We start from the raw sequence: 25,812 nt of genomic DNA, 5'->3' as shown, positions 1-25,812 counted from the left end.
CCCATAGTTAGGAATGAAAATTTAATAACTTTAGCGTCTCCTAAATAGTCGGAACTGCACGATAATTCCATTTGGGTAGATATTCATCAAAAATAATTTTCATGGTTTCTTTAAATCCCTTAGCTACTTTTCGACCAGTTTCATAAATTTTATCGATTACATTTACTACCACAGAAAGCCCGGTTTTAGTATGAGTTTTTGCCATGAGTTTTTTCACTAACTCCAGACTGGTAAAAATTACTCCTTGACAGGCTCGGGTTACGTGAGGAAACAAGCGATGTTCAATCGGATTATACTTCGATGTATAGGGGGGATAGTGTGCGATTCTAATTTCTATTCCTAGCTCATCAACTAATTTTTGTAAATCCGATTTAAAGATATGATGATTGGAATTATTACTGCCACCGCCATCGCATTTTATCAAAATTGAATCGGCTTGAGGGTAGATAAATTTTCCGTAATTAACCCACCATAATTTAATCGATTCACAAGCAAATTCACTCGTGTCTTTACTGATTCCCAGGTTTAAATATCCTCGGTTATGTTGCAGATCGTAAATTCCATGAGGTACTACTTTTCCTTCAGCCAAACTCCAAAAATCATGGTCAAATGTCGTAATAGCTTCCGTAGTATATAGACTTCCTGCTCGATATAGATTTCCAATAAATTCCTTCTTTTTCGTGTCCATACTAACAATCGGATTTCCCTGCAACTCATACTCGGCGGTAATTCTGGCAAGATTTTCAAATTGTTCATTACGATTCTTGGTTACTCCGGTTGTTTGTTTTTTTTGAGCTTGGCGTTTCACATATCCATGTTTTTTTAACAGTTTTTGAACAACTGTTGTACTGACTATTATTTCCTGAGCCTTCAGACCTTCAACTATTTGTTGCTGGGTAAGATTTGTCCATTTAATTTTTTCCGACATTGGATCTCCGGCTGTGTGGTTTTTTAAGACTTCTAAAAAACGCTCATTTAAATCAGGTATCTCAGACTCCCTAGTTTTTCTTCCTCCTCCACGTCGACGAATTCTCTGTTGATTACAAGTAGTGTCTGATTCACTTTTTAACTCCTTAATTCCCTTGGCTATTGTATTCCTATTTACTCCCAAAACTCGGGCTATGTAAATAATTCCACCACGACCCTGTTTGACAGCTTCTATCGCTGCATATTTTCTTTGGTCTTTTTCAGATAAAGACTGATAATGTTTTCGCATTAAATCAGTAATTTCGTCTGAGTAACACATAAATTAAGTTAGTAAGAAATGATTGAAATCAAAAAATATTGGGCGACATAAGAAGAACCAAGTAGGTATAATATTTGACATCTCTACCGAAATATAAACCTATTCATATTCACTCATTTATTTATTATACATCGCTGATGTTATTAAATTTTCATTCCTTAGTAAGGATTGAGCCAACTTGTGGTAAAAAAAGATAGGCAGCAGAGTTGTTACACGCTTGCCTATCCAAAAAAATAATGATACCAAGATTCTACCAGACTCCTAGACAAAAACACCTGACGCCATCTCAGTTTTTGGTGATGACAATTTTGCTATCCTTGATGCAATCAGAAAAACAAGTGAGATTAGAGCGGCTCTCCCGAGTATTTCCCTGTCTAATTACAGCCGAAAGTCGGCGACGTAAATTACAAAGATTTTTAGATTTACCTCACTTAACAATCGAATTAATTTGGTTCCCATTAATTACTTATTGGTTGACCACTTATTGCCGTGTTGGTACTCGCTTATCAAGATCAATCGATCGCAGTCAATGGGGCTGTATTAATCTGTTCATGGTTAGCTTAATCTGGGAGCGAAGAGCAATTCCATTGTACTGGTCATTGTTGCCGAAATTGGGCAGCAGCAACTTCGAGTCACAAACTACAAATCTACAGCAAGTTTTACCGCTGTTTTCAGAATATAAAGTCATCGTTTTAGGAGACCGTGAATTTTGTTCGGTCGATTTAGGAAACTGGCTGAAGGAAAAGGGTGTGTCTTTTTGCTTAAGAATAAAGAGGAATCATTGTATCGAAATAGAACATTTAGTTTGGCAGCGGTTAGATGAATTAGGAATAGTGCCGGGAACCTCTTTATATTTTCAAGGTAAAAGAGTGAGGAAAACTCAGCCGGCTACTGGATTTGATGTTGCAAGTAGCGTGGAAAAGAAACTATGGGGCATGGAAGGTTGATGAAGCGTGGTTTATTCTCACAGATTTAGGTTCATTACAGGCAGCGATCGATGCTTACAAGCAACGGATGGGTATTGAAGAAATGTTCCGAGACTGTAAAACAGTCGGCTACGATCTTGAAGGAACTAGCTTAAAAGGAGACCGACTTATTAACATGATTCTGCTCATGACACTTGCGTACACTTGGGCAATATTTCAAGGCACTGAACTGAAGAAAAAGCAGGTACAAAAATATGTATCTCGTCGCAAAGAACCTAAAAAAAGATATCGAAGACGGAGTACATTTGGTGTTGGTTTAGATGGAGAAAAGTGGGTTAATTATCAAGGGACAATATTCTGACGAGGTTGAACAGTAAACGCAAGTTAACTCCAAATAAACGGCGCTTTTATCAACAAGGTATGCGGGCCGCAACCCTTATACAGTCTATCTCGTAGACCTTTTTGTCACCCCCCCAGATTTTCTACTGAGCTTGAGAGTTATTATAGAATCTCTCGGACAAACCGGGCTGCTATAATACTGCACCCTCTTTTTAGTGTCTGTTACATTTGATACCAAATTAGATGCGCTTACCCTGTTTGAAAACACGCCCTAACTAAAACTATCGGAGACAAACACATAGCCACCACCATATCCGACAGCATTATCCACTAATATTAAGCCGTCATTGGTCTGCGGATTGCCACTCTGAGCAAGTCCATAATTCACTACCCGCAACAACCGCTGCGGCGTAAACGATTCTAATTCCACAAAATTGCCTGATCCAGCCATGCTAGTTCTTCTGCTGTTAAACTTTGCCTTACAGCGTCGGGTAATTGACGGGCGATTTGTGCCATTGTTTGAGATTGCTGCACAAAAATATCACGGGTTGCTAAGGATCGCGAATTAAATAATTTACACAAGTTTGTGGGGTGTCGGGTCCGCCCTTTCTGGACGGGCTATAAGAGCCCATCTCACAAGAAGCATCACGCATTGTAAGTTATTTGATTCTCATTCCTAAAGTTCTTTCTCACTAGAAAGTGAAATATAGCGATCGCCTTTTTCTTCTCGAACTCAGCGCCCTCTGCGCTCTCTGCGGTTAAATCATTCATATAATTAGCATTATTGAATAAGCAGCTCTCAAAGTCAATTCATAAAAATCATAACCTTAACCTCATAAAATTCATATTTATTGGACTCCTGGAAACCCAGAAACCGGTTTTTTTTACGAATATTTCGTTACAACCCGCAGACCGGGTAAAAAACCCGGTTTCTTTGTCAGTTATATAAAATCCAGACTGGGAAACTCTTCTAATTTTTGGAAATCAGTTAAATTCAACTTTCCTGAATCTATTTTTTCCTGTTGGCGATTCAACCAAATTGCGTTTAACCCGGCATTTTTAGCACCGCAATAATCTGCTTTGAAGCTGTCGCCGATATGCAACACATTCTCGGGAATACAGTTGTGCTTTTGCAAAGCCGCAGTAAAAATTTGAGAGTCTGGTTTTGCTGCACCAACTTCGGTGGAAATTGTCACTGATGTGAAATATTCAGCTAAATTTAGTGCTTTTAATACGGGATAAATTCGGGAATCGAAATTCGATACTACTGCTAATTCAATTCCTTTTTGCTGCCACTTATTTAAGGCTGGCAATACGTCGGGATAGACGAACCAAGGTTCGGCGGTGGCAAAATGAGCGTATAGTTCCGCAAAGAACTTTGGAAAGTCTGAGAATTGATTGACAACGCCTGCTATTTGAAAAGCGTTCGCGCAAACTGCTTGCCACCATTCAAATTCTAGCTGGGGAATTTTGGCTAATTCTCTTCCGGGAAATGCCATCGGATTTGAGTCGGCAAAACTTTGAAAAAATGCTGCATTTAACTCTTCACTCTTAACTGTTACTCCAAACCTATGGGCAAATTTTCCGTAGACTTCGCCGACGCTGCCGCGCACGTCAAATAGTGTACCGGCGGCATCTATAAAAATAATTTTGGTCATTTGAGAAGAAAAAGGGAAGAGGAAAGAGGACTTATCGCACATCCGGTTGCATCGGAATGATTTAACCACAGAGGACACAGAGAACACAGAGGAAAAGAAGAGAAAAGAAGAGAAAAAAAGAGAATATAAGAGAATAGAGATTTGATTAATTCCTTCTTTCTTCTTGCTTTTTTCTTGTTCATTCTAATTAGTTGTTTGCGGATTCACCACGCCAGAATGATTGGCAATGTTGCTCGCCGGTTCAAATCTGCCTCCTAAATATTTGGCTAGGAATTCTTCGGCGATCGCATAAAAGTGCAGGCGATTTTCCGGCCGCGCAAATCCGTGTCCTTCGTCTGTATACAGCACGTATTCTACAGGTTTGCCGGCTTGCTTCATGGCATTGACAATTTGCTTGCTTTCTGATTCTTTTACTCGCGGGTCGTTAGCACCTTGGGCGATTAGTAAAGGTTTCTGGATGCGATCGACTAAAAATAAGGGCGATCGCGATTTCAAAAACTCCGGTTCTGTTTTCAAATTGCCGATGCGGTGATACTCCATTGCTTTCAGCGCTTCCCAATAAGGAGGAATAGTTTCCATCATTGTAATCAAATTGCTAGGGCCGACAATATCGACGGCGCAGGCAAAAACATCGGGAGTAAAAGTCACTCCGACTAATGCAGCATAACCACCGTAGGAACCGCCCATAATCGCAATTTTATCCTGTTGGGAAATTCCTGTTTCTACCAGCCAGTTTACCCCATCTAGCAAGTCGTCGTGCATTTTACCGGCCCATTCGCGATTGCCGGCATTGAGAAAGGCTTTGCCGTAGCCGGCGGAACCGCGAAAATTGATTTGCAAAACGGCATAACCTCGGTTTGACAGCCATTGGGCTTCTGAATCGTAACCCCAGGTATCGCGTCCCCAGGGGCCACCGTGTACTAGCAAGACTGTCGGTACGGGTGTGGCGACTCCGACAGGTTTTGTCAGGTAGCCGTGAATGGTTAAACCATCTCTTGCGGTGTAAGAAATGGGTTCCATTGATGATAGCGGTAGCCCTTCGAGTTTTGGTTGGTTGCTGAACAGGAAGGTGCAGGTTTTGGAGGCGCGATCGTAGGTATAGTAGTAAACTGGGCCGTCGTCTGTCCTGTAAGCGATTAGCCAAGTAGTGTCGGCGAGGTTGCGGCTGGTGAGGTCGAATTCGCCGGGACGGAATTTGCCGATCGCCTCAAAATCATCTGCTATGCTTTGGTCTAAAATCTGCCACTCTTGTTTGTCTTTGTAGAAGGAAACTGCCTGAATCTCTCGCTTGGTGGGGTGTATCAAAATATCGCCGACATCGTATTCTGGGTCAGAGGCGAGATCGGTTTCTTGTTTGGTTTCTAAGTCTAATGCGATCGAACGTTCGGCGTTAGCATCGTGATTGCCGATGATGTAAAGAATTTTGCCGTTTTCTGAGAACATGAGGGCACCGCCTTCCTCATCGGGCCCCCAAGTTCGCAGGCTTTCCCAAGACTTGTCCGCAGTTTCCCGAAACACCAATTCCGATCCGCCGTCGGCAGTTGTGGCGGTGGCCGCCCGCACTTGGAATTGGGCGTCAGCAGTCCAACCGACGATGTTACCTGGGTTGTCGGTGTCAAATTCAACTGCACCATTTTTGAGGTTGATGCGGTAAACGTCGTGTTTGCTGCGATCGCGGATGTTCATTCCCACTAATATTTCATTGGGGAAGTTGCGGTCAAGGGCGATCGGATAAGCTTGAACGCCTTGAAATGGTGTCAAGTCGCGAACCAGATTTGACTGGATATTGACTGAGAATAAATGCCAGTTTTCATCACCGTCGGTATCTTGAAGATAAATGAGTTCTTCGCCGCTATAAGTCCACAAAAAGATGCGGATGCCGCGTTTTTTATCTGCTGTCAGTTGGCGATCGTCTGCTTGACCGACGGTACGCAATTGCACTTGCAAGACGTTGTTTTCATCTGGTGCAATGTAGGCGAGATACTTGCCGTCGGGTGAAAGTTGGGGGCTAGTTTTTTCGGGGTTTCCGAACAGAATTTCCCGCTCTATCAACGGTGGAAGTTCGGTTTTTGACTGTTGAAATGTATGAGTTTGCATTGTTTGTTTTGGCTAAGATTCTCTAGCTGTCGCACTCGCCCGCTAGTCCGCCAGGGAATGAATTCCCTGTCTAATAGCTAAAGTCCTCTAAAAGAGGACTGAATAATTCATTAGACATCTCCCAAAAATAGGTTTTTGTCCAAATACGGCAAGGCTTCCATAGTTTTTTTAGGAGAAATCTATTAGTCCTCTTTTAGAGGACTTCAGCTTTGAGGCAGGGGTTTCAACCCCTGCCGGACTAACGGACTGAGGGAAAGAGACTTCAATTGACAGGCCTTGGACTCTTGGAGTGCCCCTACGGGTATCGATCGATCGGGGGTGTACTTCATAAACGTAGAATCTGCTGTATCTATTTGAAGAAGCATCGATTAACTTTTAAGCAACTCCTGAATCGGCTTGCTAATCCAATTGAAACCAACTTTTAGTTGATGGTCAAATGTTGGCATCCGATAGAGATAGGCTAGGCGGCGAGCAATGTGGGCTAGTTGTCCGTCGAGTTTAATTCCTAAACCTGCCAGGGTGGCGTTGTCATTTCCTAATGTCATCATTTCTCCTAGCGGCTGATAGCGGAAAGGAAGTAATGGGCGGCCGGTGAGGGAGGCCCAAATGTTCCAGGCGGTGTAGTCAGCTTGCTGGAAGGCTGTTTGGGCTGTTCCGGGGACTTTTTGATTAGTTGCATCGTGACATTCAGCTAAGTCTCCCAAGGCAAATATATCTGGATGGTCGATAATTTGCATTTGCGAATTGACTATTAATTGACCGCGGCGGTTTTGTTTGAGGGGTAGCGATCGCACTGCTTGACTAACTTGAGTTCCTACTGTCCACAGCACTATGTCTACGGGCAGAACATCTACTTGTCCTTTGTAAAGTAAGGATATTGTGTCCGATCCGATCGCCTCTACTGCTGTTTCTAAGTCGATCCACACTTGCCGTTTTTCTAAAGCTTTGGTGGCGGCTTCGCGGTTAAACTCCGGCGATGTCCGCAGAATCATGTCGGTTTGCTCGACTAACCGCACGCGACCTTTGTCTCCGAGTCGATCGGCTAATTTACAAGCTAATTCTACTCCCGAATAACCGGCCCCGACGATCGCCACCCGAATTTTGTCGTTGTTGCTGGCTTCTAAAAACCGCAGTCTTTCTTCTAAGCGGTAGGCGTCGTCGAGAGTGCGAAACGAGTAAGCATATTCAACTGCACCCTTGACCATATCTAGGGGCGTTTCGCCGCCTAAAGCTAAAACCAGGCGATCGCACGGAATTTCTGGCCCGTCGTGCAAGAGCACTCGCTTTTCCTCGACATCGATGCCGGAGACAGTACCTTGACAAAAGCGCACACCTGTGTTTTGCAAGAGTTCGGCAAACGGCGGGGCAATTTCCCAGGTTTGGAGTTCGCCGGTCAGCAGTTCGTACAGCAGGGGAACGAACAAAAATCGATCGCGGCGGTCAACTAGAACAATTTCGGGTTTTTCGGTTGTGGAGAAGGGTAACTGACTCAAGCGCAGGGCTGTGTAGAGTCCGCCGAAGCCTCCGCCGAGAATGCAAATCCGGGGTTGTTGTTGAGTCATGGTGTTTTGTTTGAGGGGCTGGTCGGTAGCAAGGAAACTTATCTTATTCTAACGAGAGTGAGGGAGTGGGGAAGGGGGAGAGTGGGGGAGTGGGAAAGTGGGATAATCTTCCCTCTTTCCCTCGAACCTCAACATCCATCCGTTAAATCCGTTAAACTGAGATGTTGCACCATTGTCAGCAACAGGCTTTCCGGCCTGTTTTACAAAGAATATATTTTCTCGCTTCACAGCCCCGAAAGCCTGTTCAGAAAAGGCTAATTGAGAATGGTGCAACATATGAGTTAAACTCGCATCTTGCACCATTCTCAATAAGGAAGGACTTACGCACTCAAGGTCGTTAAATCAAGGGTTTGATATTGGTTCGCTACGTTCTCTTAGCACAGAAAATCGTAGTACCTGTGTCCAAGACTATCAGGATTTTAGGGGAGGGATCTCTTGCCCAACCCCTACTCCCCACAAAAAATTCATTCTTTGTGGAACAGCCCGTCAGGCCTTTGAACCGAGAATGGTGCAACATCTCAGTTAAATGCGTTCAATCCGTTAGACAATGCGTTTGCGAACTGTTTTCTACATCTCTAGCCTTGATTAGCTTTACCTATTACCCGCCCTCAAATTTTCTGAATGTTCGCCGAACTAATTTTGTACTATATTAGTTTATAACGAATTATTTCGCACATTAAATTCACTTTTTATAGGGTCATCTACTCTACCACTTGCCCCGGCACTCACAAGTGAAAAAAAATCATGCAAATTTCTTCCAATTCTTCTAAATTTAAGAACGGCGATCGCAATAACGAAGACGGCTCATCTTTGTTAAAAAGCGAAGAACGATATAAAAATTTAGTAGCTAATATTCCCGGTGCTGTCTACCGCTGTACCTGCGAGTATACGGACGACGGGGAATTAACACGGACAGCGGCGTTTTTGAGCGAGGCTGTTCAAGAAATATCAGGCTATCCCTCTTCTGATTTTATCAACGATCGCGTCCGTTCCTTGGCAAGCATTATCCATCCTCAAGACCGGAAAAATGTGGATACTACTGTCAAAAAAAGTGTAGCAACCCGAACTCCGTACATTCTTGAATACCGGATTGTCCGGGCTGACGGCGAAATTAGCTGGGTTTACGAAAAAGGCAAAGCTGTTTGCTGCGAGGCGGACGAGGCTAGAGGAAGACAAGAGGGACAAGGGGAAATTGAGGGCTTTTTGTCGGCTGTGGTTTCGCCGAATTCGCCGAGTTCGCCGATCGCAAATTCTCTGTGTCGGGTTGTTTATCTCGACGGAGTGATTTTGGATATTACTGAGCGAAAGCGAGCTGAGGAAAAGCTGCGAAACACTCAAGATTTTCTGAATGCGGTACTGCAAAATCTACCGATTAGCGTCTTTATTAAAGATGCTGTAGAGCAAAAATTTATTTATTGGAATACTGCTAGCGAAGAATTGTTTGGCTATTCCAGGGATGAAGTTATCTTAAACCATGCTGCTGACTTTTTGGAGTCCGATCGGGCAAATTACTTGCAAGCACAAGATTTAGAAGTGTTGGCAACGAGAAAAGGCGTCGATTTGCCAGAACAAACTATCGAACTTCCGCGCGGGGGAAAGCGGATTTTGCACACGAAAAAAGTTCCTTTGTTTGACGAGTCTGGCGCGCCTAAGTACATTCTGGGTATTGCTGAAGATATTACGGAAACCAAAAAAACTGAAACAGAATTGTCGCGCTTGGCCATTGTGGCTCAAAAAACGCAAAATGGTGTGATTATTACTGATGCTCAAGGCTGCATTCAATGGGTGAATGAAGGATTTACTCGGATTAGCGGTTACGTGCTGGCAGAAATGCAGGGCAAAAAACCGGGTGATGTACTGCAAGGCGCTCAAACAGACCCGCTAACTATTGCTCAACTGCGATCGGCTTTGGCTGCGGGCGTGCCGTTTAATCAGGAAATCTACAATTACAACAAGGATGGAAGGGGTTATTGGGTGGCGCTTTCGATCGCCCCAATTTATCAAGAAAATGGGAAACTCGAAGGTTTTATTGCGGTGCAAACTGATATTACCGATCGCAAGCAAGCAGAGGCAACACTCAGGGAGAGGGAGAATTATTACCGCTGCATTGTCGAGACGGCTTCGGAGGGCGTTTGGATGTTTGACAGCGAAAGTATCACGACTTTTGCTAACTCTCGGATGGCCGAAATGCTGGGGTATACTGTGGAGGAAATGCTGGGGCGATCGCTATTTGAGTTTATCGACTGCGACTGTAGGAAAATAGCTGAAAGTTACGTCCAGCGCAGGCGGGAAGGCATTCGCGAACGCCACGATTTTAAGTTTACTCGGAAAGACGGATCTCACTTGTGGGCGATCGTGTCGGCGACGCCGATGTTCGATGCTGCTGGCGAATTTTCCGGGGTGTTGCGGATGATTACCGATATTAGCGATCGAAAACTTGCCGAAGCAGAATTGCGCCAAACTCTCAAAGAGTTGGAATTTGAAAAATTTGCTTTGGATCAATCGGCAATTGTCTCGAATACCGACGAATGCGGAGCCATTACCTATGTCAACGATCAATTTTGCGAACAATTTAAATATTCCCGAGAAGAACTGATCGGCAAAACCCACAGACTTGTCAATTCTGGCTATCATTCAGCAGATTTTTTCAAGCAGCTTTGGTCAACCATCCGCCAGGGAAAGGTTTGGCGGGGGGAAATGAAAAATCAAGCTAAAGACGGCACATTATTCTGGTTGGATACTACGATTGTACCTTGCTTAAATACCAGGGGAGAACCCCATCAATATGTAGCAATTCGCAAAGATATTACCGCTCGCAAACACGCCGAAGAAGCGGTGCAGCTTTCCGAAAGTCAATTGAGGGCTAAAAATCAAGAATTGGCCAAAGCCCTGCGGGACGTGCATAAAACTCAAAGCATGATGGTTCAAAATGAAAAAATGGTAAGTTTGGGCCAATTAGTCGCTGGCGTTGCTCACGAAATTAACAATCCAGTTAGCTTTATTTACGGCAACGTTATGCACGCTGACGATTACTTTAAAGACTTGCTAAAAGTGCTTCAGCTTTACCAGCAGGAATACCCGCACCCCACAGGAGCAATTCAACAAGAGATAAATGATATCGATTTGAATTTTCTGCTCAGAGATTTGCCGAAGCTGTTAAATTCGATGAAAATGGGAGCAGAGCGAATTCGCCAAATTGTCCTGTCACTGAAGAATTTTTCGCGATTAGATGAAGCCGAACAAAAGCAGGTGGATATTCACGAAGGGATTGAAAGCACTTTGTTGATTTTGCAGCACAGGTTGAAAGAAACGGCAGGGCGTCCTAAAATTGTGCTGCTCAAAGAGTTCGGAGATTTGCCCCGCGTACAGTGTTATGCGGGACAGTTGAATCAGGTTTTTATGAATATTATTGGCAATGCAATTGATGCTTTGGAAGAGGCAATGGAGACTGGACAGTGGGCAGAGGGACAACTGGCGCCTATTCCTTATTGTCCTTCGCCGACGCTGCGGATTTGTACGGATGTAAAATATAAACAGGATACTGTGAGGCAGGCAGATTCTGCGGTTTCTGATGCTTCAATGCGGCATCCTTCTCATATTGTGATTCGGATTGCTGACAACGGGCCGGGGATTCCGATAGATGTTCACAAAAGGCTGTTCGATCCGTTTTTTACTACGAAAGAACCTGGTAAAGGTACTGGTTTGGGGCTGTCTATCAGCTATCAAATTGTGGTGGAAAAACACGGCGGGCTGCTTAAGTGCGATTCTGCACCGGGTCAAGGCACGGAATTTGCGATCGAGATTCCTGTAGGGAACCGTCAGTAGTCAGTAGTTATTTACTACCAATTACCTATTCCCAATGCCCCATTCCCCATTCCCCATTCCCCATTCCCCAAAACCATGAAATATAACGTAATTTACGACGGCAATTGCAATCTCTGCGTTACCTTGGTGCAGTTACTAGAAAATTTAGATAAAGGCCAGAATTTTGAGTATATTTCCATGCAAGATTTAGATCGATTAAATCGCTTTGGGATTACGTCTGAAGACTGCGAAATGGGGATGATTTTGATAGATGGCAACACCCCGGAACGGCGCTGGCAGGGCAGCGATGCGGCGGAGGAAATCGGGCGGATACTTCCTGCTGGCGAGGTGTTTGTGGCTGCTTACCGGGCAATGCCGGGGATGAAGTGGATGGGCGATCGCGTGTACGAACAAGTCCGCGATAACCGCTATACTTTGTTTGGCAAGCGATCGACTACTTACAAATCTGTTTATCCAGTTGGCTGTAAGTCGATCGGCAATTGCGATAATAGCAAGGACTAATACCAAATCCAGCTTATTTCTTAGTCCGCTTGGAGTGGACTTCGTTCGACAAGAAGCGATTTCAATCGCCGAATGACCTTCAATCTAAAATCTAAAATCTAAAATCTAAAATCGATTGACTGATTAAACAAATCGAATATCTGCTGGCAAAAGTCTTTGAGTTTTTGCGCCGACTCCACCGCAGGTTCGGTTATGCCGAGAAAATTCCAATTTTCTACAGTAGAAAAGTGCCACTGCTGACCGCTATGATCGTAACCGGCCGCCTCAACCCCGATCGCCCGCCGATATCCTTCCACCGGATCTTGGTAAAATCGGATTTGAATCAAAATGCTGCGGCTTTGCAGCAAGCGACTTCTACCGGGAAAATGGAAGCCAATGTCGATCGAATCTGGATCTACAAGTTCTCTGGTATCCTCGTCATTCATCCAAGGTTTCAAATCGACTTTTGCATCCGGGAATTCGGACTTGAATAAATTAACAACCGCAGCAATTTTGCTGGCAACTTCTATATTTTTGGCTTGTTCGGCAGCGTTCACTCAAAAAACTCCTATCAAATATAGTTATTACATTTAGCTAATAATGTAACTGCATACTCCCGAATGTAAACTGTGAACAGCGGACTTTTTCAGAAATAATTAGGCATTGACAAATTTTCATATATGTGTTCTGCCGTTTTTGGTCGAGTCTCGATCCCCCTAAATCCCCCTTAAAAAGGGGGACTTTGATCATACTCTTGTCCCCCCTTATTAAGGGGGGTGAGGGGGGATCTCCGGGTTTTAAAACACGCCATAGTTCCATAATCTTAATTCAGCGGCAGGGCGATCGCAAATTCCGAACCTTCTCCCAGCACCGATTCACAAGTTAGTTTACCGCCGTGGGTTTCTTCCACAATTTGCCTGCTGATGGACAACCCCAAACCCGTACCTTTCCCTACTCCTTTGGTTGTAAATAAATGGTCAAATATTTTCGACTTGACCTCCGATGACATCCCTTGACCGTTATCTTTGATTTTAATCACCACGCTGTTGTTATCCTCGGAGAAATGAGTAATAATGGCGATCGTATTCGGTAAAGCTTCAATTTCCGCGTAAGTACGACCCTGATTGAATTCCTCAAAACACTCGATCGCATTTGCCAGCAAATTCATAAATACCTGATTCAGTTGCCCAAAATAACATTTAACTGGCGGAATATCTCCGTATTCTTTGATAATTTTAATCGCGGGGCGAGTATCTTTAGCTTTCAGGCGATACTGTAAAATCATCAAAGTGCTGTCGATGCCCTCATGAATATTTGCTGACACTTTATTCGCACTGTCAGCGCGGGAAAAAGTCCGCAAAGACTTGCTAATATTGCGGATGCGATCTGTACCTGATTTCATAGATAAAAGCATTTTTGGCAAATCTTCGATCAAATATTCTAAATCAATCTCCGATGCTTTATCCTCTAACTCATCTCCAGGATTAGGAAATTTTTCTTGGTAAAGTTGTAAGCAATCAATCAAATCTAAGCTAGCCTCAGCAGCAGCATCAAGATTGCCCGCAATAAAACCAAGCGGATTGTTAATTTCGTGAGCTACCCCTGCAATCAAGTTGCCGAGAGCCGACATTTTTTCGCTTTGAATGAGTTGCAGTTGCGCCTGTTGCAGTTCATTGAAAGATTTTTCTAACTGTTGAGATTTTTCTTTCTCGCGCGCGTACAAACCAGCATTTTCTACAGCAATAGCAACTTGAGAAAGTAACACTTTGAATACTTCTACTCTCTCTGCTGTAAAAGCTCCTACTGTCAAAGCATTTTCTAAATAAATTATGCCGCGCCGCTGAGATTGATAAATAATAGGCAAACAGAGAATTGATTTGGGTTGATATTTCTGAATGTAGGTATCTACATTAAAAGGTTCGGCAACAGTAGCATTGTCTAAAACCAGATGATTTTGACTGCGGTGTACGTAATTAATCACAGACCGGGGAACATCTTGACTATTTTCTACGGGAATAGAGGGTAAAAGTGTCACTGTATCCTCCGCAAAACTGCCGGTAGCTTCTATGCAGAGGATCTCGTTTTTCAGCAGCAGCAGCGCTACTTTTTGAGCCGCCGCATTTTCTAAAATAATTTTGATTAATTTGGTCAACAATTTTTCGAGAACAATTTCACCGTTAATGGCTTGCGCCGACTTAATAAAAGTAGCTAAGTCTAAGAAATCGCCTAAACTACTACTGGTAGTATTTCCAGTGGTAGTGCGGGTGACATCGAGAGTTGGGGTTTGAATCGTGCGCGTCTGTGCTGCTAAGAAAGGATGTGTTGATTCTAAGTGTTTAACTTTAGCTATGGCTCCCCAATGAATATATCCATAATAGGCTTTAGTCAGATATGCTTGAGAAACTATCTCTTTACCCAAAGCTTGATAAAATTCTCCTGCTAATTCATAGGCTAATGCTTCATCTTGAATGTAACCGTTTGTAGCTGCTCCATCAATTGCGCGATCGTACAAATCCATTGCTTGGGTATTTTGCCCCAAAACTCGCGCTCTTTCCGCTGCTACCAAGTCGTATTTGTGTTGATAGTTCATCGGAGCATGAACTGCCCATTTTTTCATCTTCTTTTGGTTTTGCAGCACTTTTTCCAAATATTCCTTTTGTTCCCCTTTGCCAGTTGCTGGATACAAAGCTATGATACTGAGAGAGGAGTAAAAATTATTCAGAGCAACCACATCAAATCCGGCTACCGACTCCTCATGTTTCTCAAATAACCTTGAATTTTCTAATGCTTGCGTGTAGTTTCTGAAGATAAAATTAAGCTGAGTTTTGGCATGATAAACCAAACCAACTAAAAAAAAGTTTTTAACTTCTATTAAAATGGGGAGCGTTTTGACTTCATTAAATCTCTCACCGACTAAATGACAGGGTTCGACAGCTTGACCGCGCAAATTGAGGGCTGTCTGCCTGGCTATACTTATATACTGTACAGCCATTTCAAGTTGAGATTGCTCCATTAGTTTCATATATTTACCACTCTCCAGATCCACCAAATCTAGAGGCTCTCCTATCGACAGTTTGTTTAAGCAATATGCACCGATAGCATAACCAGCAAATTCCAACTCTCCAGTTTCCATCCCAGTTTGAAAACCTTCTTTGAGATCGCCTAATCCTGACTTGAGAGGGGCTTTCCAGTGGTGAATAAAAGAACCAAATGTTGCATAAACTCTACTTTTGATTGAACTGGAGGGAAATTTGTCTAACAGCCTAATTGCCAGTTGACCGAATTGGTATGCCAAACTAATGTCCCCTAGCTTGCACATAACTACGCCATAATAAACGTAGGCAATACTTGCATAAGGCGAATTACCGTATTTAATACACAGCTTGACCATCCTAAATGCCAGCAGCGGTATCAGTGGGGGTTTTGCCTGAATAGCACTGCTGAGAATCCCTGATAAAATCCGCATGGCTGCTTGTTTTTCGGGATCGATCATTTCTGGCAAGTTAGCTAAATCCTCAATTCGTTTCAATCCCAAGCTCAGTTTGGTATTACTCAGTCCCGCCACAATATTTAGCGCCTTGGGATTTTGAGGAAAAGAAAGACCTAACAGTTTCAGCACTTCCAGTCCTGTATTCAGTGCTTCTACTACTCTATTTTGAGCGTTATAAGACTGGATTTGAAGTTCATAAACATTCACTTTTTCCAGTAAGGTTTTAGCTTTTTGCAGTACAATATCAACCATATTTTTGGAATCTTCATAGTTGATGTTTAAGTATTCAGATTCTGCCGTTGACTCGTAAATTGCTAACGTTAAGTCATAGTGACTTTGCCAAGAATCGGCAGGCAATAATTCCATAGCCACCCGCAAATACCTAACAGCAGCTTCATAAGCACTCGCGGCTTTTGCCTTGCGTCCAGCCGTTAAATTTAATCTTGCTAAATCAATTTTTTCGACTGGCTGGCTAATCGTGTCAATTCCGGCATTCAACTGATTGACAATATCAAAAATGTTTTCTTCGAGCTTGTCTGAGGGAGTATTTTGTAACAGTAATTGACCGACTTTTAAATGAGTAGATTGCTTTTGATCTTCGGGAATTAGCGAATAGGCGGCTTGCTGAACGCGATCGTGCAAAAATTTGTAACTAACTCGCGAAGTGTCTAACTTGAGATTGATTGATTCGGCTCGATCGAAAACTAAAGGAATGCGATAGGCATCGCTCAATGGTAGAATTAAGCCTGCTTGCAAAGCTGAATAAAGTTCAGTAGCTGTAGTATTAGCTGACTTTTCGCTAACAAGTGACAGCACATCTAGAGCAAATTTATCTCCCACGCAAGCTGCTAGCTTCAACATTTCTTGCGTGGGTGCGGGCAGCTTTTCAATGCGAGAAGCTACCAGTTCCACCACACTTTTATCGGTGATTCCAATGGCTTGGATTTCATCGATACTCCAATACCAACCACTTTGACTTCCCTCATTTGTACTGTGATTAAATTCAAATCTTAAAAGAGAGTCTTGATAAAGTGCTTGGAGTAATTGGGTCAAGAAAAAAGGATTGCCGCCAGTTTTATTCCAGATTAAATCGGCTAGATTTGTTACTTTTTCTGTGCAATCGTTAAGTGTTTCAGTGACTAATTCCGTCACATTTTCTAAATCCAGCGGTTGCAACACGATATTGTTGACAATTGTACCAGTTTTTTCAATTTCTTCTACTGTCTGAATTAAGGGGTGGGTCGGACTAACTTCATTGTCTCGATAAGCACCGATTAGCAACAAATATTCCTGGTCAGGGTCAGTTATCAGTATTTGCATTAACTTTAAAGTTGCTGAATCCGCCCACTGCAAATCGTCTAAAAAGATAACTAGGGGGTGTTCTTTTTGCGCGAAAACGCGAATAAATTCTTTGAATACCCGATTGAATCGATTTTGGGATTCTACGGGGGCGAGTTCTGGCACTTTTGGCTGTTTGCCGATGATTAATTCAACTTTTGGAATTACGTCGGCAATTACTTGGCCGTCTGTTCCCACTGCTGTTAAAATTTTAGTGCGCCATATTTCTAATGAAAGTGCACTTTCTGTTAGCAATTGCCGCAGCAAGGAGTTAAATGCTTGGATTAATGAGGCATAGGGAATGTTGCGTTTTAATTGGTCAAATTTGCCGCTGATGAAGTAACCTTTTGACCTGGTAATTGGTTTGCTAACTTCGTTGACTACGGCTGATTTACCGATGCCTGAGTAGCCTGATACTAGCATTAATTCGCTTTGGCAATGGGCGAATTTTTCTGTATTTTGGTTGGGTGGCAAAGATGCGGCTGAAAGGGTTTCTGCATTGGGGCGGGCGGGTTTTTCTGTATTTAGGTTGGGTGGCAAAGATTTGGGTGAACCCGCCCCTACACGTTCAAATGCTGCTAATAGTTCGTTGACTTGTTGTTCTCTACCGTACAATTTTTGGGGGATTAACAATTGGCTGAGAATATCTAAGCGTCCGGGGATGAAGTCGGCAATTTGTCCGGTGGTTTCTAACTGATACAAACAACTTTCTAAGTCTGCTAACAATCCGCCCGCACTTTGATATCTATCTTCGGAATTTTTTGCCATCAATTTCATCACTATCTCTGAGATGGCGACAGGTATTTCTGAATTGATTTGATGGGGATATATTGGTTGAACTGCGATGTGGCTGTAAACTATTTCTAAGGGGTCGTTGCTGGGGAAAGGCAATTTGCCTGTCAGCATTTCATATAATGTGATACCAAGGGAATAAAAGTCGGTGCGGTAGTCGAGGGTGCGGTTCATTCTCCCGGTTTGTTCGGGTGACATATAGGCTAATGTGCCTTCGACTGAGTTGGGATTTTTAAATTGCGGATTTTCTTTGTTGAGTTTTGTAGCAATGCCGAAGTCGGTGAGTTTTACTTGTTTTGTTTGCGAGTTAATTATGATGTTGCTGGGTTTGATGTCTTTGTGAATAATGTGCTGAAAATGCAGGTAATGTAAGGCTTTGACAATTTGGATGGCGATGTTTAAATTTGCTTGCAGGCTCAAGGTTTCTCTTTCCAGCAGTTTGGCGAGGGATTCGCCGCCAAAGTCTTCTAAAACGATTCCTAATCGGTGGTCAAATGTTTCGAGACTGATGGCTTTGACGATTTGTTCGCTGTCTAAATTTTGGCGGATTTGATATTCGTGTTTGAGCCTGGTAATGGCTTCGAGGGTGGGATATTCGGCTTTGAGAACTTTCAGAATTGCTGGGGCCGCGTCTGTCGGTGTTTGTCCGCGATAGATTATTGTTTCGACGCCTTCGTGCAGAGTAGAATTTATTTGGTATTCGGATAAGGTTAACATCACTTAAGTTAGTTAGAAATTACAGGAGCTAATTATCGTTAGATTAACACTAATTAATCTTGATTTGGTGTGATTTTGATCGTGTATTTGGCGATTTCCAATCACACGGAATATACACTAACTGAAAATGCGGGATTGCTCGTTTGTGTCAAAACATATTAAATGTAATCTCGGTCTTGTGTGTGAGTACCGAATGCTTTCGATCTACCGTTTTTCAGGGGATGGGAGCGATCGCACTGGGCCTTAAATAGGAGGGGATGGGAGCGATCGCACTGGGCCTTAAACGGGCAATTGAGCGGGTTCTCAATCGATAACAACCGTAACTTCACAGATAGTAGAAAGTGATTCTGGCTCTGGTAAAATGCGGACGCGGGCGAATTTTAAACCGCTGACTCCTTGCAGCGATTCTACCATGCCAGTCTGAACTTTTGGTTCAACCCAACCTTCGCGAGACAAGTAGCGCAAGTATTGTTGGTACTCTTCCCATTCGTCTTCAGTTGAATAAACGACTGTCAACATCCCCGACTGGGTAATTCGCTCTTGTGCGTCCTTATCCACGGCTTTTTCGATGCGCTTTTTGACGAGTTCGTAGCGGATGTCGCGGGTGCCTTTTACGTCAAACATTTTTTCATTATTTTCGTTGTGAAAAATGTCGATCGTGGTATTCTGCACTAAGACTAAATGTGCGAGTTCCATGTCAATTTGAGACTCGGCTTGCAGGCGAAAAACTGTGCGGCCGCAGTCGCAAATTGCTCGCAGTTGTTCGTACCGCAAACTGTGCAGGTGAAACGGGCTGAATTTGGGGTCGATCGATTTTCCTACATAAATCATGTGATCGATGCCGTCGGTGCATTCGATGTCGCAGTAGTGGGGAAGAATTTGCTGCATTTTTTCTTGCCAGCGGGCCCAGGTTTCTTGGAGTTTGGTGCTGATTAGGTTCAGCATTTGGTCGTAGCGGCTGCGATCGCTGTAAACGCATTTGTGTTCGTTGTCGCAGGCTGCTCGGTAAGCTTCAACGGCTGCCTGAACTCTGGGGCTGCACTGCACAAAATAGTCAAAATATATTTCTAAACGCTCGTTTAAATACTCGGCTGCTCGCACCTCCATATCGACTGTTACTTTTTCTTTTAAATGCTGGATGTAGTCAAGCAAGTCGAGCCGCAGTTGCTCGCCGAGGTGGGTAGTTTGTGTTTCGCAAACGGCATCAGCTATGACTAAACCTAAGCGGAATTGTTCGAGCAAATCAGTTTGAATGGCTCGGTTTCTTTCGTCGCTAGAACCGCGAATGTCCGAAATTCCGTACAGCGGATAAACGTCAGCAAATACGATTGTTTCTGGGGGCAGTCCCCAACTTCGCCTTTCTGCTTCTTGGGCGAACCGCCACTCTACTGCGGGGTGGATGTTGTGAATGTGGGTAAACCGCTCTTGGATGGCTTGCCGCAGGCCTGCAATGAAGGCGGGAATGAGTTCTTGGGCGTGTTGAGCGTCAATGCCGTTGAAGTGGTTGGGCCGATCGCACAACAGCCCCACGACACCCAAAATCCGCTGCCCGCACCCCTCGCGGGTGACAGATTTGACTACCAGCGGTATCAGCAGCATCGATCGAGTCCCCATTTTCCGCAAAGTTCGATCGCACTCGGTTTCGCACTCCCTACGCAAATCTGGCACGTTCCAAACTTGATTTGCTGCTGTGGCCTTCAAAAAGTGAGAAGCTTCTAGGGAGTGCATTGAATAAACAATCGGCTGCAAATGTTCGCCGTCTTTTGCAACTAATAGCTGTACGTGGTCGCCGTCGGGGCGCAGCAGCAAAGTGCCGTCAGCATTGAAGAGCGATCGCAAACACCGATCGATTTTATCAAATTTGTCTGGCCGCAGCATCGAATCTCGATCGATCAATAACTGAGTCAGGCGCCGAATTTGCTCCTGCACGGTGACATTAAAACCTTCTAGCAGCAGCAAACCTTCTACGCGGTAATTATCCAACTGCAATCGATCGGCTAAATTTTCCAGTTGATTCGGCTGCATCAGCCAAGCTTCCCGTTCCGCAACAGGCATTAATCTTAAAGAAATATCCGCAAATTCATCTATTTTTGAGTCAATTCGAGTAATTTTTAACTGTTCCGAACCCAGCCAAAATTCAATGAATCTGGGTTCTCGGTGTTTGGGGTTTTTTACACTCGCCGTGACGGGTTCGTCTAGCACCCGCAAAATGTCGAGGTCAATTTGATAATATTGCTTCAATACCCAGTGCAAAAGGTGGCGGCGGTACAATTGTTCTGCTGTTTTGCCGCCCCAATCCTCGAACAGTTCCAGCAGAGTGATGCTGGTTTCTGCAAACCAACCGTTGGTAGATTGAGTTGCCAAGGACGTTCCCTCCCAACCGGCCAAGCGACAAAATGCCGCGTTAGCGTAACGCAGGGCAAAAGTTCCCGGTTCCATTACTGCGATTAAAACGCGGCGATCGCCGAGAAATTGAAACAGTCGCTTTAAATCTTGTTTCCACGTTTTCAAGGGTTCAATTTCAGCAGATTGACTGGGTACTTGGCCCGCCAAAGCTTCCAGTAGCTGTTCTATACTTGGTTCGCTGGGCAGATTGTTACTGTCTTGCTTTGTTGCGACGATATCTGTCGCTGGCAGTGATTTTACGGAGTTGTTGTTTTGATGGGAAGACGATTTAGGAGTAGACATGAGTAAAACACCTGAAAGCAGTGGATTTGGCCAAAGAATATCAGCGATCGGCGATTATGGCTTTGTCAAGAGCTTAGATCCTGTTTGTAAAGTTTGTGTATGGGTATCGGAAACTGGGTTTTTTCTCGGATGATGGGCCCAGGGACTTTTACTTTGATTCACAAACAACCTCTCAGTCTCGACGTTATAGGTGATATTAACCTGTTTACCGCCTGGGGGGTAACACCCATTATAAGCGGTAGACAGTAGCGGATAGTGTCAGCAACTAATGCTATTTGACTCAGATGCGAGATCTATAGCAGGTTTGGGTTGAATGAAGCACAGCCTTGGTAAATGGGAATTGGTAATTGGTAATTGGTAACTTATACGATCGCGCAGCCGAAGTATTGGTAATTGTAATTGACTATAGACCAGCAGGTTGCTTGTCATTAATTGAGGAAATAAAAGTTGCCGTCCAACTCCCAAATTATTGCTATTTGGCAAGGTAATAATTAAAATGTATAATACAGCTAAGAGAAGTTTTGAAAGGACATACTTATGGCTTTAACGATTAACAATCTCATCAGCGATCTGACTGGATTTCCTGTATTTGCTGGGGGCGGTCCACGTCTTTTGGGATTCGCTACACCCGATGAGATTGACGTAGCGGATGGAAATTTGTCGTCTTTTCCCTGGGGAGTTTGGGGACTCGACGGCAACGATACTATAGGAGGTTCATCGGATTCCAACGAACGTCTGTTAGGAAATAACGGCAATGATATTATCGGCGGTGGTGGCGGAAATGACATAATTTACGGCGGGAAAGATGACGATCGCCTGGATGGAAATGATGGCAACGACGTAGTTAGGGGCGACGCCGGAAATGACCTGATCTTCGGAGGGTTCGGGAACGATATCCTGCGGGGAGGGCAAGGAGACGACGATTTAGAGGGCAATGAGGGCAACGATTTCTTAGCTGGCGATCGGGGAGTTGACGTGCTCACGGGAGGCCCCGGTGCTGATATATTCGTGCTCAGAAGCAACGATGAAGCATTTGGTATAAATGGAGCAGATGTCGTTACCGATTTTAACTTTGACGAGGGCGATCGTATCGGTTTGACGGACGGTTTAACAGAACTCAACCTTTTCTTTGAAGACGATAATTTGATTGCTTACGATAACGACGGAATTATCAACGACATGGTGATTGAAAACATAATTACCGGACAGATTGTGGGGGTAGTCTTAAATACCAACAGCTTTGAACTTACTGGTGCATTTGAACAAGCGAGTCCGTTTGCTTTGGCAGTTAACGGTTCTCAATTCCAGTTTTTAGCTTAGTTATGTGTAGGGAATTAGACGGGCTATAGAGCGAGTTCCGGGTAGGGGACACGGCACTGCCGTGTCCCCTACAGATAGCGGGCAATGAATCTATACGCAACCGTACTTTGCAAAATAGATATTAAAACAGTTCTCCCTTTAAATAATTTTTAGGCTAATATAAAAGTAGAAATTCAAACTCGGGGAAAGTATATATGACAATTGCCACTCACCCCAAATTAACTGCACTCCCGGAACAGCGGTTGATTTTGCCGCTATCAATGACTTGGGAGCAGTTCAAAGCTCTGGATTCATTGCTAGAGTACACTCGCAGTGTTCGCTTGTCTTACCTCGACGGATATGTGGAAATTATGACACTTTCGCCGGAACATGAAACCATTAAATGCCTGCTGGCATTGCTGCTAGGTCAGTTTTTCTTAGAAAAAGATATTAGTTTTAGACCGACGGGCAGCGCTACACTTCAAGGAGAAGCAAAAGGCAGCAGCAAGGAACCAGATTTATCTTACTATTTTGGCGAAGATCGGCGGCAGCGAGAAATACCCGATTTGGCGATCGAAGTTGTTTTTACTAGCGGAACTATTAATAAACTGGAATACTACCGCAGATTTAACGTAGCGGAAGTTTGGTTTTGGGAAGACGGAGTATTTTCGATTTACCAACTGAACTCGGAGGGTTACGATCGGGTTTCTCGGAGTCTGCTGTTGCCGGATTTGGATCTAGAATTGCTGGGGAGATGCCTGCAAATGTCCGAAGAAAAAGAAGCTTTGAAAGTGTTTCGGGATGCAGTTCGAGCTGGTTAACCTAGAACATCTACAAATAAAATATGGCCTAGTAATGCCGGCAAGGGCCGAAATATACGAAATGTACGAAATGTCATAAAAATCGCAATCATCTGAAAACATCAGGGTTTCTGGTTTTCAGGAATTTTATTTTAATCTATACTGTTCGGAGTATAAAAATTTTTACTCTTCAGCAATCACCTATGAATAGGGATTATTCGCGGTTTGATTCCCTCACCAGCATCGTAGCAGGAACAGTAGCAGAATCATGTCACAACAGTTGCTTAGTTTTGATTAGTTGGGAAAAACCAATAGAAATTGCAGCATTAGAAAGCCAACCGAAAACTTGTCAAACATTGCAACTCAATAGTTGAGGCGAACCAACGCGATAAATCTTCACATAAAAAGGTTGATCTGACTCCGAAAAATAGTCTTAATTGATAGAGATTTACCGAGTAAATACCTTGTGGTTAAATATAGTATCTGCTGTAATTAAAGACAGATTTGGCGGCAAAAGTTCTAATTTTTTATCCTATGATAGCCTAGTTTTAGCCGACTTAGAATATTTGTTGCAGCAACATTTTCAGCGCTTGTCAGACTCCTAAAAACAAGTAATGTCCTGGTTGGCAAATCAAATCAAAGCAGCCCAAATCTCCAAAAAGCCAGCCCTTCTGGAATTATCCCATTCAGAATTCCTCAAAGCCGTCGAATCCTTGAGGCGGAGGTCATTAATTGAAAAAGTCCAAAAAGGCGATCGCACCCTCTTCCAACTCCAACCGGCGATCGCAGAATACATAAAAACCCACATGATCTTATAGCAGTTTTAAGAACAGGCTTTCCGGGCTGTTCCACAATATATGAATTTTGTGGCAGCAGTTTTAAGAACAGGCTTTCCGGGCTGTTCCACAACACATGAATAATTTGCTTGTGGGGCGGGCTAGAAGCCCGCCCAGAAAGGATCATTCAAAAATTAGCAAAACATTAATCCAAACATCCGCATTTAGCCTTAAAATTAAAAAGACTGACTAGCCAACAATGCCCTATGTTTGAAGCCCTTGCCGATCGACTCGAATCCACCTGGAAAAAACTGCGCGGACAAAATAAAATCTCCGAGTCCAACATCCAAGACGCGCTCAAAGAAGTCCGCCGCGCCCTCCTGGAAGCCGATGTCAACCTCCAAGTCGTCAAAAACTTTATCGGAGAGGTAGCGGCAAAAGCACAAGGCGCAGAAGTAGTTTCAGGCGTCCGTCCCGACCAACAATTCATCAAAATCGTCCACGACGAACTCGTGCGCGTCATGGGGGAAACCAACGTACCCCTCGCCACCGCCGAATCCGGGCCCACAGTCGTGCTGATGGCAGGTTTGCAAGGAACCGGGAAAACCACAGCTACCGCCAAACTAGCGCTGCACCTCCGCAAACAAAATCGTACCGCACTGCTAGTCGCAACCGACATTTATCGACCAGCCGCGATCGACCAATTGCTAACCCTCGGCAAACAAATCGACGTACCGGTATTTGAATTAGGCAAAGACATTGACCCCGTAGAAATTGCCCGCCAAGGCATCGAACACGGCAAACAAATAGGCATTGATACCATCATCGTCGATACAGCAGGCCGCCTGCAAATCGACCAAGACATGATGGCAGAATTGGGCCGCATCAAACAAACAGTACAACCCCACGAAACGCTGTTAGTTGTTGATGCCATGACCGGCCAAGAAGCAGCAAATTTAACCCGCACCTTTCACGAACAAATCGGTATTACCGGCGCAATCTTAACCAAATTAGACGGCGACAGCCGCGGCGGTGCAGCTTTATCAGTGCGGCAAATATCCGGCGCGCCGATTAAATTTGTCGGCGTCGGCGAAAAAGTGGAAGCCTTGCAACCATTTTATCCCGATCGCATGGCATCGAGAATACTCGGAATGGGCGATGTCTTGACGCTAGTAGAAAAAGCGCAAGAAGAATTCGACATCGCCGACGCCGAGAAAATGCAGCAGAAAATGCTCACGGCAAAGTTTGACTTTACCGATTTTCTCAAACAAACCAGACTGTTAAAAAATATGGGTTCCCTCGGCGGCATCATGAAAATGATTCCGGGGATGAACAAACTCTCAGACGAACAAATGCGGCAGGGAGAAGTGCAGCTAAAACGCACCGAAGCCATGATCAATTCCATGACAGTTGAAGAACGCCGCAACCCCGAACTTTTAGCAAGTTCTCCATCCCGCCGCCGCCGCATCGGCAAAGGCGCAGGCTACGCTGAAAACGACGTAACCAAGCTGGTGAGCGATTTCCAGAAAATGCGTACAATGATGCAGCAAATGAGTCAAGGCAACTTTACAGGCATGGGAGGATTGCCGGGAATGCCCGGAATGCCCGGAATGGGCGGCCCCGGAATGCAGCCCGGTTCCCGCGGCTATATGGGTGCCCAGCAGAAGAAGAAAAAGAAAAAAGATAAGCCAAAAAAAGGTTTCGGACAACTGTAGAAAGCGTCAAACATATTGCACTATTGTCAAAAATTTGTAGGGGCGGGTTCACCGATCGTAATTG

18 protein-coding genes are annotated in these 25,812 nt (G+C 44.1%); 9 read left to right on the top strand and 9 right to left on the bottom strand.

Going from position 1 to position 25,812, the window contains the following annotated elements:
* Positions 1–40: 40 nt before the first annotated feature.
* On the bottom strand, positions 41–1,246 hold the full coding sequence (locus tag OSC7112_RS11645; protein ID WP_015176087.1) for an ISAzo13 family transposase: 1,206 nt from the start codon (positions 1,244–1,246) through the stop codon (positions 41–43).
* 299 nt (positions 1,247–1,545) lie between these two features.
* Between OSC7112_RS11645 and OSC7112_RS40940 the strand changes: the two genes are divergently transcribed.
* Entirely contained in the window at positions 1,546–2,193 is a 648-nt protein-coding gene (locus tag OSC7112_RS40940; RefSeq protein WP_223300814.1) for a hypothetical protein, read from the top strand.
* The gene (locus OSC7112_RS40935) at positions 2,147–2,533 is read left to right on the top strand and encodes a hypothetical protein (protein ID WP_223300813.1); all 387 of its coding nucleotides are present in this window, start codon (positions 2,147–2,149) and stop codon (positions 2,531–2,533) included. The genes OSC7112_RS40940 and OSC7112_RS40935 overlap by 47 nt, the downstream gene beginning before the upstream one ends.
* A 249-nt stretch (positions 2,534–2,782) precedes the next feature.
* Here OSC7112_RS40935 and OSC7112_RS35580 read toward each other — a convergent pair whose 3' ends face one another.
* The 5 genes from OSC7112_RS35580 to OSC7112_RS11620 form a co-directional block, all read right to left on the bottom strand.
* Positions 2,783–2,962: a hypothetical protein gene (locus tag OSC7112_RS35580; RefSeq protein WP_041622487.1), complete on the bottom strand. Its 180-nt coding sequence runs from the start codon at positions 2,960–2,962 to the stop codon at positions 2,783–2,785.
* 490 nt (positions 2,963–3,452) lie between these two features.
* Entirely contained in the window at positions 3,453–4,169 is a 717-nt protein-coding gene (locus OSC7112_RS11630) for an HAD-IA family hydrolase (RefSeq protein WP_015176086.1), read from the bottom strand.
* Positions 4,170–4,352: 183 nt separating this feature from the next.
* Positions 4,353–6,266 carry a S9 family peptidase gene (locus OSC7112_RS11625; RefSeq protein ID WP_015176085.1) on the bottom strand — a complete coding sequence of 638 codons (1,914 nt, stop codon included), beginning with the start codon at positions 6,264–6,266 and terminating at the stop codon, positions 4,353–4,355.
* Between the two features lie 203 nt (positions 6,267–6,469).
* Positions 6,470–6,631: a hypothetical protein gene (locus OSC7112_RS39615; protein WP_190274380.1), complete on the bottom strand. Its 162-nt coding sequence runs from the start codon at positions 6,629–6,631 to the stop codon at positions 6,470–6,472.
* A gap of 3 nt (positions 6,632–6,634) precedes the next feature.
* A complete protein-coding gene (locus tag OSC7112_RS11620; protein ID WP_015176084.1) occupies positions 6,635–7,828 on the bottom strand; it encodes an NAD(P)/FAD-dependent oxidoreductase in 1,194 nt (397 codons plus the stop codon).
* A 744-nt stretch (positions 7,829–8,572) separates the two neighbouring features.
* Here OSC7112_RS11620 and OSC7112_RS11610 point away from each other — a divergent pair.
* Both OSC7112_RS11610 and OSC7112_RS11605 read left to right on the top strand, forming a co-directional pair.
* Positions 8,573–11,653, top strand: a complete 3,081-nt coding sequence (locus OSC7112_RS11610) for a PAS domain S-box protein (protein ID WP_015176082.1) — start codon at positions 8,573–8,575, stop codon at positions 11,651–11,653.
* Between the two features lie 75 nt (positions 11,654–11,728).
* Positions 11,729–12,154, top strand: coding sequence for a thiol-disulfide oxidoreductase DCC family protein (locus OSC7112_RS11605; RefSeq protein WP_015176081.1), 426 nt, complete (start codon positions 11,729–11,731; stop codon positions 12,152–12,154).
* 98 nt (positions 12,155–12,252) lie between these two features.
* On the opposite strand, the gene OSC7112_RS11600 is transcribed toward OSC7112_RS11605, so the two are convergent.
* From OSC7112_RS11600 to OSC7112_RS11590, 3 genes are all read right to left on the bottom strand, one after another.
* On the bottom strand, positions 12,253–12,690 hold the full coding sequence (locus tag OSC7112_RS11600; RefSeq protein ID WP_015176080.1) for a Tery_1686 family protein: 438 nt from the start codon (positions 12,688–12,690) through the stop codon (positions 12,253–12,255).
* A gap of 266 nt (positions 12,691–12,956) precedes the next feature.
* Positions 12,957–18,470 (bottom strand): trifunctional serine/threonine-protein kinase/ATP-binding protein/sensor histidine kinase, encoded by a 5,514-nt coding sequence (locus OSC7112_RS11595; protein ID WP_015176079.1) that lies wholly within the window; start codon positions 18,468–18,470, stop codon positions 12,957–12,959.
* Positions 18,471–18,773: 303 nt separating this feature from the next.
* Entirely contained in the window at positions 18,774–21,158 is a 2,385-nt protein-coding gene (locus OSC7112_RS11590; protein ID WP_015176078.1) for a GAF domain-containing protein, read from the bottom strand.
* Positions 21,159–21,695: 537 nt separating this feature from the next.
* Here OSC7112_RS11590 and OSC7112_RS11585 point away from each other — a divergent pair.
* From OSC7112_RS11585 to ffh, 5 genes are all read left to right on the top strand, one after another.
* Complete coding sequence (locus tag OSC7112_RS11585; RefSeq protein WP_015176077.1) at positions 21,696–22,478, top strand: calcium-binding protein; 783 nt, start codon at positions 21,696–21,698, stop codon at positions 22,476–22,478.
* Positions 22,479–22,672: 194 nt separating this feature from the next.
* Positions 22,673–23,278, top strand: a complete 606-nt coding sequence (locus OSC7112_RS11580; protein WP_015176076.1) for a Uma2 family endonuclease — start codon at positions 22,673–22,675, stop codon at positions 23,276–23,278.
* Between the two features lie 182 nt (positions 23,279–23,460).
* Entirely contained in the window at positions 23,461–23,631 is a 171-nt protein-coding gene (locus OSC7112_RS39610) for a hypothetical protein (RefSeq protein ID WP_190274378.1), read from the top strand.
* A gap of 240 nt (positions 23,632–23,871) precedes the next feature.
* Positions 23,872–24,075, top strand: coding sequence for a hypothetical protein (locus tag OSC7112_RS34460; RefSeq protein WP_051041507.1), 204 nt, complete (start codon positions 23,872–23,874; stop codon positions 24,073–24,075).
* Between the two features lie 224 nt (positions 24,076–24,299).
* Positions 24,300–25,748, top strand: a complete 1,449-nt coding sequence (gene ffh, locus OSC7112_RS11570) for a signal recognition particle protein (RefSeq protein WP_015176075.1) — start codon at positions 24,300–24,302, stop codon at positions 25,746–25,748.
* Positions 25,749–25,812 lie beyond the last annotated feature (64 nt).

It is taken from the genome of Oscillatoria nigro-viridis PCC 7112 (assembly GCF_000317475.1).
Lineage (GTDB): Bacteria > Cyanobacteriota > Cyanobacteriia > Cyanobacteriales > Microcoleaceae > Microcoleus > Microcoleus nigroviridis.
This window is presented reverse-complemented; position numbering and strand designations above follow the sequence as displayed.

What these genes read in the sequence shown, in the direction of transcription:
- OSC7112_RS39615 (WP_190274380.1), bottom strand. Translation starts at nt 6,631, where the DNA reads ATGCTTCTTCAAATAGATACAGCAGATTCTACGTTTATGAAGTACACC.
- OSC7112_RS11585 (WP_015176077.1), top strand. Translation starts at nt 21,696, where the DNA reads ATGGCTTTAACGATTAACAATCTCATCAGCGATCTGACTGGATTTCCT.
- OSC7112_RS11590 (WP_015176078.1), bottom strand. Translation starts at nt 21,158, where the DNA reads ATGTCTACTCCTAAATCGTCTTCCCATCAAAACAACAACTCCGTAAAA.
- ffh (WP_015176075.1), top strand. Translation starts at nt 24,300, where the DNA reads ATGTTTGAAGCCCTTGCCGATCGACTCGAATCCACCTGGAAAAAACTG.
- OSC7112_RS40940 (WP_223300814.1), top strand. Translation starts at nt 1,546, where the DNA reads ATGACAATTTTGCTATCCTTGATGCAATCAGAAAAACAAGTGAGATTA.
- OSC7112_RS35580 (WP_041622487.1), bottom strand. Translation starts at nt 2,962, where the DNA reads ATGGCTGGATCAGGCAATTTTGTGGAATTAGAATCGTTTACGCCGCAG.
- OSC7112_RS11610 (WP_015176082.1), top strand. Translation starts at nt 8,573, where the DNA reads ATGCAAATTTCTTCCAATTCTTCTAAATTTAAGAACGGCGATCGCAAT.
- OSC7112_RS34460 (WP_051041507.1), top strand. Translation starts at nt 23,872, where the DNA reads ATGTCCTGGTTGGCAAATCAAATCAAAGCAGCCCAAATCTCCAAAAAG.
- OSC7112_RS11625 (WP_015176085.1), bottom strand. Translation starts at nt 6,266, where the DNA reads ATGCAAACTCATACATTTCAACAGTCAAAAACCGAACTTCCACCGTTG.
- OSC7112_RS11595 (WP_015176079.1), bottom strand. Translation starts at nt 18,470, where the DNA reads ATGTTAACCTTATCCGAATACCAAATAAATTCTACTCTGCACGAAGGC.
- OSC7112_RS40935 (WP_223300813.1), top strand. Translation starts at nt 2,147, where the DNA reads ATGTTGCAAGTAGCGTGGAAAAGAAACTATGGGGCATGGAAGGTTGAT.
- OSC7112_RS11630 (WP_015176086.1), bottom strand. Translation starts at nt 4,169, where the DNA reads ATGACCAAAATTATTTTTATAGATGCCGCCGGTACACTATTTGACGTG.
- OSC7112_RS11620 (WP_015176084.1), bottom strand. Translation starts at nt 7,828, where the DNA reads ATGACTCAACAACAACCCCGGATTTGCATTCTCGGCGGAGGCTTCGGC.
- OSC7112_RS39610 (WP_190274378.1), top strand. Translation starts at nt 23,461, where the DNA reads ATGAATAGGGATTATTCGCGGTTTGATTCCCTCACCAGCATCGTAGCA.
- OSC7112_RS11580 (WP_015176076.1), top strand. Translation starts at nt 22,673, where the DNA reads ATGACAATTGCCACTCACCCCAAATTAACTGCACTCCCGGAACAGCGG.
- OSC7112_RS11605 (WP_015176081.1), top strand. Translation starts at nt 11,729, where the DNA reads ATGAAATATAACGTAATTTACGACGGCAATTGCAATCTCTGCGTTACC.
- OSC7112_RS11645 (WP_015176087.1), bottom strand. Translation starts at nt 1,246, where the DNA reads ATGTGTTACTCAGACGAAATTACTGATTTAATGCGAAAACATTATCAG.